Origin of the sequence: Pseudomonas sp. (assembly GCF_028293835.1) — a bacterium.
GTDB lineage: Bacteria > Pseudomonadota > Gammaproteobacteria > Pseudomonadales > Pseudomonadaceae > Aquipseudomonas.
Genome location: NZ_JAQGNX010000025.1, coordinates 1 through 14,313, shown reverse-complemented (window position 1 = coordinate 14,313; position 14,313 = coordinate 1). Strand labels below are relative to the sequence as shown.

Annotated in this window: 12 protein-coding genes; 9 read left to right on the top strand and 3 right to left on the bottom strand. The window is 56.9% G+C overall.

Features of this window, described 5'->3' with window-relative positions; translation table 11 throughout:
- The first annotated feature begins 257 nt into the window (after window positions 1–257).
- The 3 genes from JWR17_RS03520 to JWR17_RS03510 all read left to right on the top strand — a co-directional run bounded on the left by JWR17_RS03520 (window position 258) and on the right by JWR17_RS03510 (window position 5,206).
- Window positions 258–1,607: a TolC family outer membrane protein gene (locus JWR17_RS03520; RefSeq protein WP_299828364.1), complete on the top strand. Its 1,350-nt coding sequence runs from the start codon at window positions 258–260 to the stop codon at window positions 1,605–1,607.
- A gap of 79 nt (window positions 1,608–1,686) precedes the next feature.
- Window positions 1,687–3,843: a type I secretion system permease/ATPase gene (locus JWR17_RS03515; protein WP_299828362.1), complete on the top strand. Its 2,157-nt coding sequence runs from the start codon at window positions 1,687–1,689 to the stop codon at window positions 3,841–3,843.
- Complete coding sequence (locus JWR17_RS03510; RefSeq protein WP_299828360.1) at window positions 3,833–5,206, top strand: HlyD family type I secretion periplasmic adaptor subunit; 1,374 nt, start codon at window positions 3,833–3,835, stop codon at window positions 5,204–5,206. The genes JWR17_RS03515 and JWR17_RS03510 overlap by 11 nt, the downstream gene beginning before the upstream one ends.
- Window positions 5,207–5,316: 110 nt before the next feature.
- On the opposite strand, the gene JWR17_RS03505 is transcribed toward JWR17_RS03510, so the two are convergent.
- Window positions 5,317–6,324: an aldo/keto reductase gene (locus JWR17_RS03505; RefSeq protein WP_299828357.1), complete on the bottom strand. Its 1,008-nt coding sequence runs from the start codon at window positions 6,322–6,324 to the stop codon at window positions 5,317–5,319.
- A gap of 205 nt (window positions 6,325–6,529) precedes the next feature.
- Between JWR17_RS03505 and JWR17_RS03500 the strand changes: the two genes are divergently transcribed.
- Genes JWR17_RS03500 through JWR17_RS03485 form a run of 4 tightly spaced genes read left to right on the top strand, consistent with a single transcriptional unit; the run spans window position 6,530 to window position 11,276 of the window.
- Window positions 6,530–7,312 carry an efflux RND transporter periplasmic adaptor subunit gene (locus tag JWR17_RS03500; RefSeq protein WP_299828355.1) on the top strand — a complete coding sequence of 261 codons (783 nt, stop codon included), beginning with the start codon at window positions 6,530–6,532 and terminating at the stop codon, window positions 7,310–7,312.
- The gene (locus JWR17_RS03495; RefSeq protein WP_299828353.1) at window positions 7,309–8,628 is read left to right on the top strand and encodes an HlyD family efflux transporter periplasmic adaptor subunit; all 1,320 of its coding nucleotides are present in this window, start codon (window positions 7,309–7,311) and stop codon (window positions 8,626–8,628) included. The genes JWR17_RS03500 and JWR17_RS03495 overlap by 4 nt, the downstream gene beginning before the upstream one ends.
- Entirely contained in the window at window positions 8,629–10,725 is a 2,097-nt protein-coding gene (locus JWR17_RS03490) for a biotin/lipoyl-binding protein (RefSeq protein ID WP_299828351.1), read from the top strand.
- Window positions 10,726–10,754: 29 nt separating this feature from the next.
- Complete coding sequence (locus tag JWR17_RS03485; protein WP_299828349.1) at window positions 10,755–11,276, top strand: GNAT family N-acetyltransferase; 522 nt, start codon at window positions 10,755–10,757, stop codon at window positions 11,274–11,276.
- Here JWR17_RS03485 and JWR17_RS03480 read toward each other — a convergent pair.
- A complete protein-coding gene (locus JWR17_RS03480; RefSeq protein ID WP_299828346.1) occupies window positions 11,252–11,563 on the bottom strand; it encodes a hypothetical protein in 312 nt (103 codons plus the stop codon). The two genes, JWR17_RS03485 and JWR17_RS03480, sit on opposite strands and share 25 nt — an antisense overlap.
- A gap of 64 nt (window positions 11,564–11,627) precedes the next feature.
- Window positions 11,628–12,227: a tail fiber protein gene (locus JWR17_RS03475; RefSeq protein ID WP_299828344.1), complete on the bottom strand. Its 600-nt coding sequence runs from the start codon at window positions 12,225–12,227 to the stop codon at window positions 11,628–11,630.
- A gap of 213 nt (window positions 12,228–12,440) precedes the next feature.
- Between JWR17_RS03475 and JWR17_RS03470 the strand changes: the two genes are divergently transcribed.
- Both JWR17_RS03470 and JWR17_RS03465 read left to right on the top strand, forming a co-directional pair.
- Window positions 12,441–13,262, top strand: a complete 822-nt coding sequence (locus tag JWR17_RS03470) for a sulfotransferase (protein ID WP_299828342.1) — start codon at window positions 12,441–12,443, stop codon at window positions 13,260–13,262.
- Between the two features lie 88 nt (window positions 13,263–13,350).
- A partial coding sequence (locus JWR17_RS03465; RefSeq protein ID WP_299828340.1) for a DUF4347 domain-containing protein occupies window positions 13,351–14,313 on the top strand: 963 nt, incomplete at its 3' end.

Below are 14,313 nucleotides of genomic sequence, written 5' to 3'. Positions count from 1 at the left end.
GGCGCCATATAATCGTCAATATTCTGACTATAACTTTCGGCACTAATGTTTATGCCAAACTATTGACCTATTGGCTGCCATCCTAAACAATCGCATCCTTAATGTCACTTTGATATTTTCGTGGTTGCCCGCCTCTTTGATTGTGTGATCCGGTGTCGTTTTTGACCCTCCGGGACGCTTGCAATCGGCTGCCTCTTTACTGTCGTTGCGACTCTTCGCTAGCAATTGAAATACATCGTCTCCGGGAATTTATCGATATGCGTTCGCACTTTTTTAAGGTCTTGCCTTTCGCTTTGGCTGCCAGTTGTGTGCAAGCCGATACACTGCCAGAGGCCATGCAACGGGCCATGGATGTGCATCCCGAGATCCAGGCCGGCGTAAACGGCCGATTGTCAGCAGATTATCAATTGAAAGCAGCGAAGGGCGGGTATCTGCCACGTGTCGATATACTGGCCGGGTATGGCCGCGAAGGGACTGACAGCGTTACAACGCGTGCCGATGGCAGCAATCGTTACGAAACCCTTAACCGTGGAGAATCCAGCGTCCGTTTGAGCCAAATGGTCTTCGATGGCTTCGCAACATCCAGCGAAGTGGGACGTCAGCAAGCGAACGTTAATTCCCGTGCTTATTCTTTGATGGGGACTTCCGAGCGTACCGCGTTGACCGTCGCCCAGGTTTACCTGGACGTATTGACCCATCGTGAGATGGTTGCTCTGGCTGAAGACAACCTGAAAAGTCACGAGCGTATTTATGACCAAATCCAGCTGCGTACTAGCCGTGGCGTAGGCCGCATGGCGGATCTTGACCAAGCGGAAGCGCGTTTGGCCCAGGCTCGCAACAATCTGCTCACCGAGCAGACCAACCTGGCCGACTCCCAGACCGCCTACCTCAGCGCCGTGGGCCAAGAGCCTGATCAACTGACCCGCCCTCAGGGCTACATTGCGACAATGCCGGCGACACTTAATGAAGCGCGTCAGCAAATGATTGATAACAGCCCGATCCTGCGTTCTGCAGAATCAGACATCGTTGCCGCAGAAAAACAATACGACGCTGCTAAATCGAGTTTCTATCCACGCTTTGATGCTGAGCTGGGCCGTTCCGCCGATAACGATATTGATGGTCTGGATGGTCACAACAACGAATGGCAAGCAATGCTGCGCATGCGCTTCAACGTATTCAACGGTGGCAGCAATAAAGCCGACCTGGAATCCAAGTCTTACCAAACGACTCAAGCCCTGGATATTCGTAATAACGCCTTGCGCCAATTAAACGAAGAGCTTGGCCTGGCGTGGAACGCTTATAATAACGCCGCCGCTCAGGTGCCGATCGCGCAAACCTATGTCGACCGCAGCATCAGCGTACGTACCGCTTATCAGAAACAATTCAGCTTGGGCGAGCGCACACTCCTCGATTTGCTCGACAGCGAGAACGAATTGTTCACGGCGGAGCGTCGTTTGGTTGATGTGAAGAATATTCAGATGTTTACTCAGTATCGAATCAAGGCGACCATGGGTGAATTGTTGAAAAGCCAGGGTGTCGTTGCGCCGATGGCCACCATTGTGCAAAACGATGTGAAGCCCCGTGTCACCTTGCCGGGTATGAACTAAAGTCAGTGACTTAATAAGTGGCCGCATTCGTACAACTTTGTATTCATGCGCACAGCAGTCTTAATCAAGAGTAAGTCGCGTGGAATCAGAAGTTAGTCGAGTTCAACTCAGTCATGATCCACGCGGGCAACACGACGATCCTTTACTGGATGGTCTGTTGGCGCTTTGTCAGTTGCATCAAAAGCCCGCCAGTCGGGCGATGCTGACGACCGGTCTACCCCTTCCAGCGCAACGCTTGAGCCCGGAGCTATTGCCCAGGGCTGCCGCGCGTGCGGGTTTGCAGGGCCGTTTGTTGCAACGCAAGTTGGAACAAATCCCTGAAATCGCCATGCCAGCGTTATTGCTATTGAAAGAAGGCCGCAGCGCGGTACTGATCGGTTGGACGGTGGATGGCCGCGCACGCTTGCTCCTGAGCGAAAGCGACGGCGGCGAAGTGCGGGTCAGCCGCGAGCTGCTGACTGACGACTACAGCGGCCGAGTCTTTTTCGCTCAACCGCAGCATCAATTCGACGTGAACCACGGCACGCTCATCCCTCGTGCCCGCTCATGGTTCCGCGACACTTTGAAACGCTCGCGCTGGCTATATGCCGACGCAATCGCTGCCAGCCTGTTGATCAACATAATCGCCATGGCCGCGCCGCTGTTCGTGATGAACGTCTACGACCGCGTGGTGCCGAATCAGGCAGCATCGACCCTGTGGGTGCTGTCGATTGGCATCACCGGCGCCTACATCTTCGACTTGCTGCTCAAAAGCATGCGCAGTTTATGTCTGGATTTGGCGGGCAAGAAAACGGACCTGATCATTTCCGCGACGTTGTTCGAGCGTATCGTTGGCATGGCCATGAGTCACCGGCCTGCCAGGGTCGGCAGCTTCGCGCAGAACATTCATGAGTTCCAATCGCTACGGGACTTCCTCGCCTCGCTGACGTTGACCAGCTTGATCGATTTGCCCTTCACCATTTTGGTGGTGCTGGTTATTGCGCTGCTGGGCGGGCATCTGGCGTGGGTTCCGGTAGTTGCTTTCCCGGTCGCACTGTTGATGAGCTGGGCGTTGCAGAAACCCTTAGCGGCCACCATGGAACGCACCATGGCACTCGCCGCCGAGCGCCAATCGAGCCTGATCGAAACCTTGGCCGGGCTGGACGCGGTCAAGGTCAACAATGCTGAAAGCGAGCGTCAGTACCAATGGGAGCAGACCATTGGCACCCTGAGTCGCCTCGAGCTGCGGGTCAAAATGCTCTCCAGCCTGGCGATGAATCTCACCATGCTGATCCAGCAACTGGCTGGCGTCGTCATGATCATCTTAGGCGTTTATCAGATCATCGATGGCAACCTGAGTATGGGTGGGTTGATCGCCTGCTACATGCTCAACGCCCGAGCGCTGAGCCCGCTGGGCCAGCTGGCCGGCCTGCTGACGCGTTACCAACAGGCGCGGGTGACGATGACCTCCGTCGACCAAATGATGGAACTGCCCCAAGAGCGCAACTACGACGAGCGGCCATTCACCCGCAAAATCCTGCAGGGCGCCATCGAGTGTCGGCAGATGAACTTCACTTATCCGCACCAGCAAAATGCTGCATTGACCAACGTGTCTCTGGTGGTCAAACCGGGCGAAAAAATTGGCATTATCGGCCGTAGCGGCTCCGGCAAGAGTTCCCTGGCCAAACTACTGGTCGGCTTGTATCAACCAGACTCCGGCGCGTTGCTGGTGGACGGTGTAGATATTCGCCAGATCGACGTTAGTGAGCTGCGCCACAACATCGGTTATGTGCCCCAGGATATTCAGTTGTTGAGTGGCACTTTGCGCGACAACCTGGTTTCCGGTGCCCGTTACGTCGACGACGAAATGGTTTTGCAGGCCGCCGAGCTTGCTGGTGTTCATGAGTTTGCCCGGTTGCACCCTAAAGGCTACGAGCTGCAAGTAGGTGAGCGCGGCCAGAACCTGTCCGGAGGGCAACGACAGAACGTCGCGCTGGCCCGTGCCTTGTTACTTAACCCGCCAATTTTGCTGCTTGACGAACCGACCAGCGCCATGGACAACACCGGTGAAGAACGCTTGAAACAGCGCCTGCAGGCGGTCATTGAAAACAAGACCGTCATCCTCGTGACGCATCGCGCTTCACTCCTCTCATTGGTGGATAGATTGATCGTGATCGACAGGGGCCACATTCTGGCCGACGGCCCAAAAGCCGTCGTGATGGAAGCGCTGAAGAAGGGGCAGATCAGTGTTGCTTAAGTCAGAGGGGGGCGGCTGGGCGGGGTCGTTGAAACGCTATTTCAAAGGCACCGATTCGATGCTCGGTCAGCCATTGCCCGAGGTCAACAAAGCATTGTTTGAGGACGCGCCACGGGTAGTGCGCCTGACCATCTGGGTACTGATCGCGTTTTTTACGTTCCTGGTACTGTGGGCTAATTTCGCGGTGATCGATGAAGTCACCAAAGGCGACGGCAAGGCGATTCCGTCGTCCAAGCTGCAGAAAATCCAGAACCTGGAAGGCGGCATTGTCGCTGAGCTGTTCGTTCACGAAGGGCAAATCGTGGAGATCGGCGATCCACTGCTGCGTTTGGACGCCACCCGCTTCAACTCCAACGTGGGTGAAACCGAGGCCGATCGCCTGGCGATGATGCTGCGCGTAGAACGCTTGAGCGCTGAAGTCGATGATCGTCCGTTGAACATCGCTGACGAGGTGCGCAAGGGGGCGCCGAGCCAGGCGTCTAACGAAAAATCGCTGTATGACAGCCGTCGCCAGCAACTGCACGACGAAGTCGCAGGGCTGCAGGAACAGTTGATCCAGAAGCAGCAAGAGCTGCGGGAATTCGGTTCCAAGCAATCGCAGTACAAACACAGCCTGGACCTATTGCGTCAGGAAATCGGAATGTCCGAACCGCTGGTTGCTCAAGGCGCGGTGTCCCCGGTTGAAGTGTTGCGACTCAAACGCTCTGAGGTTGAGGTCCGCGGTCAAATGGACGCGACCACGCTGGCCATCCCCCGGGCTGAATCGGCGATCAAGGAAGTGGCACGTAAAATCGACGAAACCCGCGGCAAGTTCCGCAGCGAAGCGCTCACCCAGCTTAATGAAGCCCGCACTGACCTGAGCAAAGCCCAAGCCACCGGCAAGGCCTTGGAAGACAGGGTCAGCCGTACGCTGGTTACCTCACCGGTACGCGGCATTGTTAAGCAACTCTTCGTTAACACCATTGGCGGGGTCATCCAGCCGGGCAGCGACCTGGTGGAAATTGTTCCGCTGGATGACACCCTGTTGGTCGAAGCGCGCATTCGTCCACAAGACATCGCTTTCCTGCACCCCGGTCAGGAAGCCATGGTCAAGTTCACGGCGTATGACTACACCATTTACGGAGGCCTGAAAGCCAAGCTGGAACAGATCGGTGCCGACACCATTACCGACGATGACGGCAACACGTTCTACATCATCAAGCTGCGCACCGACCGCAGCCACCTCGGCACCGAAGAGCATCCACTGTTAATCATCCCCGGCATGGTCGCCTCGGTGGACATCATCACTGGCAAGAAGACCATCCTCAGCTACTTGCTCAAACCGATCCTGCGGGCCAGAGCCGAGGCAATGCACGAACGGTAAACGCTCAGCCTCTGTCGGAGCGAGCGTGTTGCAGAGGACCCCGACGCGGTGCAGCAGACACACCGCGCCGGCCGCTTCCGGAATAAACCCAGTCCTGCAGAATCTCCGAATCAACGCACCACACGCCCCGACACAAAATGCGCAACGTCGTTGTACCCAGGCGTTGACGCATGCCCCGGTGTTACCAGCGAATCAATAAAGGCTTCGTCCTCGGCGGTGATTTTCACGCTTTGGGCTTTGGTGTAACCGTCCCACTGTTCCTCAGTGCGCGGCCCGACAATAGCCGACGTGACGGCTTGGTTATTAAGCACCCACGCAATGGCGAACTCGACGATGCCAACGCCTTTTTCCTGGGTGTATTGCTGGATTTTTTGAGCAATACGCAGCGACTCAACCCGCCATTCGGTTTCCAGAATGCGTTTGTCCTGACGCCCCGCGCGGCTGTTGCTGTCGGGGGCAACGTCTGGCGCGTATTTGCCACTGAGTACGCCACGGGCAAGGGGGCTGTAAGGCACCACCCCAAGTCCATAAGACTCGGCAGCAGTCATTTGCTCTAGCTCGGCTTGACGGTTGGTGATGTTGTACAGCGGTTGACTGATCACCGGTTTATCCACGCCCAGTCGTTGAGCGATGTTGACCAGCTCCGCAATGCGCCAACCGCGGAAGTTCGACACACCCCAATAACGAATCTTGCCCTGACGCAACAGGTCACCGATGGCCGATACCGTGACCTCCAGCGGCGTATTGTGGTCTTCGCGGTGCAGGTAATAGATGTCGACATAATCAGTGCCGAGGCGGCTAAGGCTGGCATCAATGCAGTTAAAGATGTGCTTGCGGCTCAGGCCGCTGGTGTTTGGCGTGTTGCCGGCATGAGGCGAGCCTACTTTGGTTGCCAGTACCCAATCGCTACGGCGCGAGGCGATCGCTTCACCAACGATCTCCTCGGAACGGCCTGCGTTATAAACGTCTGCCGTGTCGATGAAATTGACCCCTTGGTCCCACGCCTTGTCGATGATGCGTCGGGATTCTTCAGCACCGGTCTGCTCGCCAAACATCATCGAGCCGAGGGTCAAGGTGGATACGCGCAGGCCGGACTGGCCGAGAATGCGATAAGTCATGCTCTGGATCCTTTTCAATGGATTGAAGGGAGACACAAATGATCTGCAACCATTCGTAACGGCTACCGTCGCTAAATTCAACAACATTTATCAATCGGCACCATCGCCCTCTGTCGGAGCATACCGCCGAACTGGCACCAATCTCGCGTCCTTGACGACCGCCGTCGCTGCCGTAAACTCCTGCCATCACTCTGGAGTTAGTGCTATGCGCTATGTGCGTCGTTGGGCTTATGGATTTGCCTTTCTTGCCGGACTGGCACAGGCGGATACTTCTCAGACGAGTGATCCTTTAGTAGACAATCCGCCCCCCGGTGCACAAACCGCGACGGCCAACGAGGCGCGTGGGGTTTTGCGCGCCCGGGATCAGGCCATGCTCGCCAGTGAACTAGCCGGGCGAATCGTCGAGATGCCGTTCAGCGATGGCGAGTCCTTCAGCAAGGGCGACACGCTCGCCCGCTTCGATTGCTCAGGTTACCAAGCTCAGCTTAATGCTGCGCAGGCAGGCATTCGCGGCGCGAACGAAGAGTTGGCGCACAACAAGCAACTCGCCTCGCTCAACTCTGTGGGACATTTCGAAGTGGCCCGGGCCGAAGCCAAATTAGCCGAGACCCAGGCCCAGGCTCAGGTTTATCAAGTTCAGGTCAAACGCTGCAGCGTAATCGCGCCGTATGACGGCCAAGTGGTACAGCACAAAGCCCAGCGCTACGAAAGCGTTGCCGCAGGTTCCCCCTTGATGGAAATCGTCGACAACCGCACCCTGGAAATTCATTTGCTGGTGCCGTCACGCTGGATGTCACGCCTCAAGCCTGGGCAAACCTTTAGTTTTATACCCGACGAAACCGGCCAGCCACTGACCGCAACGATCAAACGTCTGGGCGCACGTATCGATGAAGGCAGCCAGACCCTGTTGCTGGTCGCCACAGTCACGGACGCCAAGGGTTTGCTGGCGGGCATGAGCGGCACCGCGCATTTGGCATCTGCCAAGTGAATGCCGCAGCGCCGGGCGTTGCTGAGCGGGTCTTTGCGCAGTTCCTCGATCTGGAGCGGCAGACTCGCGCCGCTAAAAATATCGATCAGTTGGCTTACAGCCTGGTCAATGACGGCCAGTCACTGTTTGGCTTTCGCCATGCAGCGTTGCTGATCGCGGGCAACGTCCGCGCCGTGACCGGGGTCAGCATGGTCGAGCCCAACGCACCTTTCGTAGCGTTTGTTGAGCATGCGGTCGCTGATATGTTTAATAAAAGTCAGTTGGATCAGCCAGGCACCGTGGCCATCGAACGGCTGGGTCGACAGGATCAGGCGGACGTACAAGCGCTATCAGCGACACAAGTCTTCTGGTTGCCGTTGCTGGACCGCAAAGGCTTGGTATTTGGCGGCTTATGGCTGGCGCGGGAACAGGCTTGGACCCAGCCGGAACAAATGCTTCTGGCGCGAATTGGCGATACCTACAGCCATGCGTGGTTGGCTTTGCAACCGCGCAAGCCGTGGCGGATGCGCTGGTCGGGCAAAAAACCGTTGCTGCTGGTAGGCGCATTGCTCCTGTGTTTGTTGATACCGGTGCGCCAATCTGTGTTGGCACCCGCTGAAGTGGTGCCATTGGGTGGTCGCGTCGTGGCAGCACCACTGGACGGTGTGATCGCCGAGTTTCTGGTCAAGCCCAATCAACCGGTCAAAACCGGCGACCTGTTACTGCGCTTCGAGAGCACCACACTCAAAGCCCAGGCGGACGTCGCCGAGCGAGCACTGGGTGTAGCGGAAGCTGAGCTGAAAGCCAATGCGCAGCGGGCGTTTGCCGATGCTGAGTCCAGCTCGCGAGTCGACCTGCTGTCTGCCCGAGCTGAACAGAAGCGTGCGGAGCGTGATTACGCCCGCGAGTTGCTCAAGCGTAGCGAGGTGCGTGCCGAACGAGATGGCATCGCGGTGTTCGCCGATGCCGAACGCTGGACCGGAAAGCCAGTACAGACCGGCGAGCGCCTACTTGACATTGCCGACCCGACCCAGGCCGAGTTGCGCATCGAGCTGGCCGTTGGCGACGCCATTGCGGTTGAACCGGGTGCCCAAGTCTCGCTGTTCCTCGACAGCGACCCGCTGCATCGCTACGTAGCGACCCTGGAACGCTCCGCCTATGAAGCGCAGCCCACCGCCGCCGGGCAACTCGCCTATCGGTTGGATGCAAGTTTCACCGACAAACCACCACGTATCGGCTTGCGCGGCACTGCCAAGTTATACGGCGAGCGTGCTCCGGTGGGCTTGTATCTGTTGCGACGGCCTTTGGCGGCACTGCGTCAAAGCGTGGGGCTGTAGATGATCTTGCCCGCGCTGCGTGCCGATTTACAGCTATCCGATGCAGCCCCGGCGCTGGACGGCTCGCCACGCTGGACCCTCGCCGACCCGGTGCGTGGTCGCTATTTCAAACTGGGTGCGGCGGCGATCCGGCTGTTGCGTCACTGGCCTTTGGGTGAGGTCGGTAAAGTACTCAGCGCTGCCAATGAAGAGCCAGGTTTGCCGTTAGCGGCTCACGAACTTGAGGACCTGCTGAGTTTTCTGCGTGCCCACGACCTGATCGCTGCACTGGATCAGGAGCAACGTGACAGCTACCTGCGCAAAGCAGAAGCTCAACGTCAAAGCGTCTGGAAAATGCTGCTGCATCAATATTTGTTTTTCCGTATTCCGCTATGGCGTCCCGACCCGTTCCTCAATTGCGTCTGGCCGTGGCTGGAGCGCTACGGCTCGCGGCTGCTTCGTTACGGTCTACCGCTCACGTTGGCGCTCGGTATATTCCTGGTGGCGCGGGATTGGGATCGTTTTCTATCAACCTTCCCGCACCTGTTCAGTCTCGGTGGCGCCATGGCGTTTGGCATCGCGCTATTCTTCGCCAAGCTGTGCCATGAATTCGGTCACGCCTTCATGGCCAAGCGCGCCGGGTGTCGAGTGCAAAGCATGGGCGTAGCGTTCATGGTCATGCTGCCGCTGTTCTATACCGATGTCAGCGATGCCTGGCGGGTCAATGATCGGCGCTCAAGATTGTTGATCGGTGCGGGCGGCGTCATGGCGGAAATGATCCTCGCCTGCATCGCCTTGTTGATATGGTCCCTGTTGCCAGATGGGCCGGCGCGTACGGCTGCATTTATGTTGGCCAGCGCCACATGGCTGACCACCGTGGCGGTTAACCTCAATCCGTTCATGCGTTTTGACGGTTATTTTTTGCTTAGCGATTTATGGCAAGTCGACAACCTGCAAGGTCGCGCATTCGCCCTGAGCCGCTGGCGCCTGCGTGAAGCCTTGTTTGGTTACGGCCAGCCAGCGCCGGAAGCGTGGTCGCCGGTTATGCAGCGGCGGTTGATTTGGTGGGGCTATTTTTCCTGGCTATGGCGGGCGGCGCTGTTCTTCGGCATCGCCTTGGCGGTCTATCACCTGTTCTTCAAGCTACTCGGCATCTTTCTCATGATGGTCGAATTAGCGTGGTTTATCTTCCTGCCGATCTGGAAAGAAATGCGCGTGTGGTGGAGCAACCGAGGATACGCACACACTGGCCGCGCCGCGCTCAGTGTCGTCGGATTATTAGCAGTGATTGGGGTACTGGTAGTGCCCTGGCGCAGCAGTGTCGAGTTACCTGCAATGCTCGAAGCGGGGCGCGTCATTTCCCTGCATGCGCCGGTCGCCAGCAGGGTCAAGAGCATCAACGTGCAAGACGGCCAGAGGGTCGAGGCGGGTGCCGTGCTGATTGAGCTTGAATCCCCCGACCTTGATTCACGCCAGGTTATCGTGCGTCGCGAAATCGAGATCCTTCAGCTGCAGCTGCGCCGCCAGGCCGGACGCAGCGAAACCGCTGCCGACGCCGGCATTCTTCAGCAGCGCCTGGCCGAATCCGTGGCGGAGTATCGCGGCTTGGCTGCCCAGCGCGAACGCCTGTTCATGCGCGCACCGCAGGCGGGGGAGGTCCGTGACGTATTGCCCGAGCTAAGCGTTGGCCGTTGGGTCTCAAGCAAAGACCCGCTGGCGCGTGTCGTCGAGGATGGCGTTCGTTTACGTGGCTACTTGGCCGAAGAAGGCTTGTGGCGTGTAGCACCGGGGGCAGAAGGGCGTTTTATTGCCGACGATCCCATGCGCGCAGCTGTTCCCGTGCAGTTGCTGGAAGTAGATGCGAACGGAGTGAGTTATCTCGACCTTGAAGCCTTGGCCTCGGATCACCATGGGCCGATTGCCGTACGCCGCGATGAGGCTCATCGGGCTGAGCCAGTCCAGGCGCAATACGGCGCCCGGCTAAAAGTCCTGGAAACGTTATCGACACCTACCCAGCCTTTGCGCGGCCTGGTGGTTTTGCAGGGGAAAAGTGAGTCGATACTGGGCAATGCCTGGCGTCGGCTGGCAGCGTTAGGCGTGCGGGAAAGCGGGTTTTAGTCGTCGATAACAACCGATAAAGGACGTTCATGCTTAACAACAACTCTGCGCTGGCCGGCGGCTTGACGGTACGACCCTCTCGCCCCGGCGACAGCCCGTTTCTGGAAGCGCTTTATCGGTCCGCTCGTGCTGACCTGCAATTAATCGACGGCGATGACGAATTGATCGAAAGCGTCGTCGCGCAGCAATTCCAGGTGCAACAACAAGGTGCCGGTGACGCTTATCCCGACGCCATGCACTATGTGATCGAGAAGCTCGACACGCCTATCGGCGCATTGATCACTGACTTCGGACATAACGAGATTCGCGTGGTGTACCTGGCGTTCATCGTCGCGGCACGTGGTCGTGGTTTCGGTCGAACCGTCCTGCAAGGGGTTCAACAAGCCGCTGAACAGATTCGCTGCCCGGTAGCGACGGTGGTCTGGGCCAACAATCCCCATGCATTGCGCCACTACCTCGCACTGGGCTTTCAAATCGAAGAAACCAATCCTGCCGCCGCTCGGTTGGTGTGGTATCCGGGGCAGGCTCAGTTGAACACGATGTTGAAATAGCCGAGGGTGTCATCACGGCCCATGGCGGGTTCGCGGGAGACAAAAATGTCTTCTACGCGACCCAGATCAGGCAACTCGATGGCGCACAGTCCATCAACGAACAGTGTGGGTTCCAGGGTGTGCAGCGCGACGCCAAACGGCATGCGTTCGTTGCCGGGCAATTGGCTTTTAGGGCGCAACGGAACGGACTCAATCACGATGGGCAATTGGCTGCCGTCGGGTAGTAACAGCGCAATCACCTTGCCGAGCAAAGACTGGAAGTGTTCTTGTTGGATACGTTGCAGCACGACATTGCTCCGGATAGAAATCGTAAAGAGACACCGGGAGGGCCGATGGCCCTCCCGGTATTGGTCAGTCACGCGATGGGAATAAGCCGCTTAGCGCAATGCTGAAGTTAATAGCCAGAAACGGATTCATCGAAGCTGCGGGCGTTCCGCCGCCGGTTTGGGCGGTGGTAATGCTACCGCTCACGGCGTTGCTGACGCCTTGCAACGTTATCGGGTTCGCGCCTTGGTCGGTGGAGAAAATACTGGCGGCGCCTGGGCCGTTACCGGATGCGCCAATAAAGCCATTGGTCGCGCTAGGTACCGTCAGTGAAGCTGTGGGTACCGAGGCCAATTTAACGGTGGTAGAAACTTGCAAGCCAGAACTGTCAACGGCGTGGTTATGGGCTGGCAAGTTTGCCAAGGTAATGTTTACCGTTTCGCTGCCGTTAAAAGTACCAATGGGCCGTGGCGTCAGATTAGTACCGTTTCCTTGGCCGATCAGCGTTCTGCCTTGCAGGTTCGGAAGACCAAAGGTTTGGCTGCCATTGCCGCCGTACGTCACACCTAACAATGCATATAATGCGTTGTACTGTTGAAGATTTAATATCTGCCCATTACACAACGACCATCCGCTGGGAGCGAAAGGGAACGCAAAACTTTGAACGGTACCGAGAAATACTTCCATAAATCCTCATCCTTTCATGTTGTTATTGAGGTCAACTACTAACGGTATTTTCCTTGGCCAGAAAACTGCCACGGCCCTTGTATTTACTGGCTTGGAGATCCTAAGCCAAGTGTCTGGATTTTCAAAATACTACTAGGCGGTGCCATGAAGATACTTTAGTCTTCGCACTGCACCGGGACGGTTTTCAAGGATAAAAAGCCAGGGGTTAAAGGATTGCCAAAATTTCATTTCATTTCCGGCTTGCCGCGATCAGGATCAACCCTGCTGTCGGCGATTCTTTTGCAAAATCCCAGGTTTCATGCGGGCATGAGCAGTCCGCTCGGCTCATTGTTTTCAAGCGTGCTTGACCAGTGCAGCGCGGGCAGCGAATTCGGTTCAGTGATTGACACCAACATGCGCCGGCGACTGCTGCGCGGGTTATTCGACTCTTATTACGGCGATAAAGCTGATACGCCCGTTATCTTCGACACTAATCGCCAATGGTGCGCGCGCCTGCCAGCGATTAATGAACTGTTCCCGCACGCCAAAGTTATCGCCTGTGTGCGTAACGTTGCCTGGGTCATGGACAGCATCGAGCGGTTATACCGCGCTAATCCATTTGAGAACACTAAGTTATTTTCTGACGCCAACGAGCGCAATACCGTTGAGAGTCGGGTTGAAACATTGGCCCAGCGTAACCGTTTGGTGGGTTATGCCTGGTCGGCACTTAAGGAGGCGTATTACGGCGAACAAGCCGACTCTTTGCTGATTGTCGACTACGATTTACTTAGCCAGGCACCAGATCGGGTAATGCGCCTGGTTTACGATTTCATCGGCGAGCCGTGGTTCGAACATGACTTCGACAACCTCGCTTATGACGCGCCGGAGTTTGACCAAGCCCTCGGCGTCTCTGGGCTTCATAAAGTTAAACGCAAGGTTGAACTGACACCACGGCGAACGATCCTGCCGCCGGATATTTTCGAGAAGTACGCAGAGCTTTCATTCTGGAATGATGGTCGGTCAAGTGCCGCCAACGTCATTCGAATAAAAAATTAAAAGAAAAAACTGAAAGCAAGAATCGAAGCCGCTATCAACTGATAGCGGTATTTGTCTGAAGTCTGGGTTTCGAGCGCAGGTGAGCATCATGTGGTGGAACAAAACCAAGTCGTCCAATGCCGGGCAGGTAGCTTCGCGTGCGAAAGCCCTGCCTGCACCACTGATTATCTCCCTCGAACCGCGAATGTTATTCGACGGTGCGGTTGCGGCCACCGTAGCAGACACCGCGCATGTTACGGCTGACGCTGCCAAGCCGGTGGCGGCGACCGATCATGCAGCCACTAACGACAGCCATCCTGCTGATGTCGCCGCGACGCCGACTCCAACTCCGGTAGCACCGGCTGTTCCGGGGCAAACCGTGGTGTTTGTCGACTCCAGGGTTAAAGATTCTGACTCGCTGCTGCAAGGCGTGGCGGCAGGCACCCAAGTGGTCAAGCTCGACGGGACTAAAGACGGCCTGCAACAAATCGCCGACTACCTGGACCAGCACCACGGCGTGAGTTCGGTGGAAATTGTCGCCCACGGCAACTCGGGCAACCTGTGGTTGGGCGATACCTTTTTGTCGTCTGACAACGTCGCTTCGCGCAGCACCGTTTTGGCCGAAATCGGCAAAGACATGAACACCGGCGGCGATATCTCGATTTATGCCTGTTACACCGCCGGAGGTGCGCAAGGGCTGGCGTTTGTAGATTCTCTGGCGCAGTTGACCGGGCGTGATATCGCCGCTTCAAGCAACCGTACGGGCGTGGGCGGCGACTGGACACTGGAAATTGCCACCGGCACCATCGAAAGCGTCAACGTGTTATCTGCGAAGTCCATGGCCGATTACCAATGGGGCTTGGCGACATGGACGGCGACCAATAACCTCGATTCTGGCACTAGCTCTTTGCGTGCTGAGATTTTATTGGCACAGAACGGTGACATTGTTACGTTCAACGGCAGCATGACGGTCAACTTGAACACCGAACTGCTTATTGCCAAAAATATCACCATCGAAGGCGACCTCAACAAAGACGGCGTGGCTGATGTAACCCTGAGTGGGCAATACATG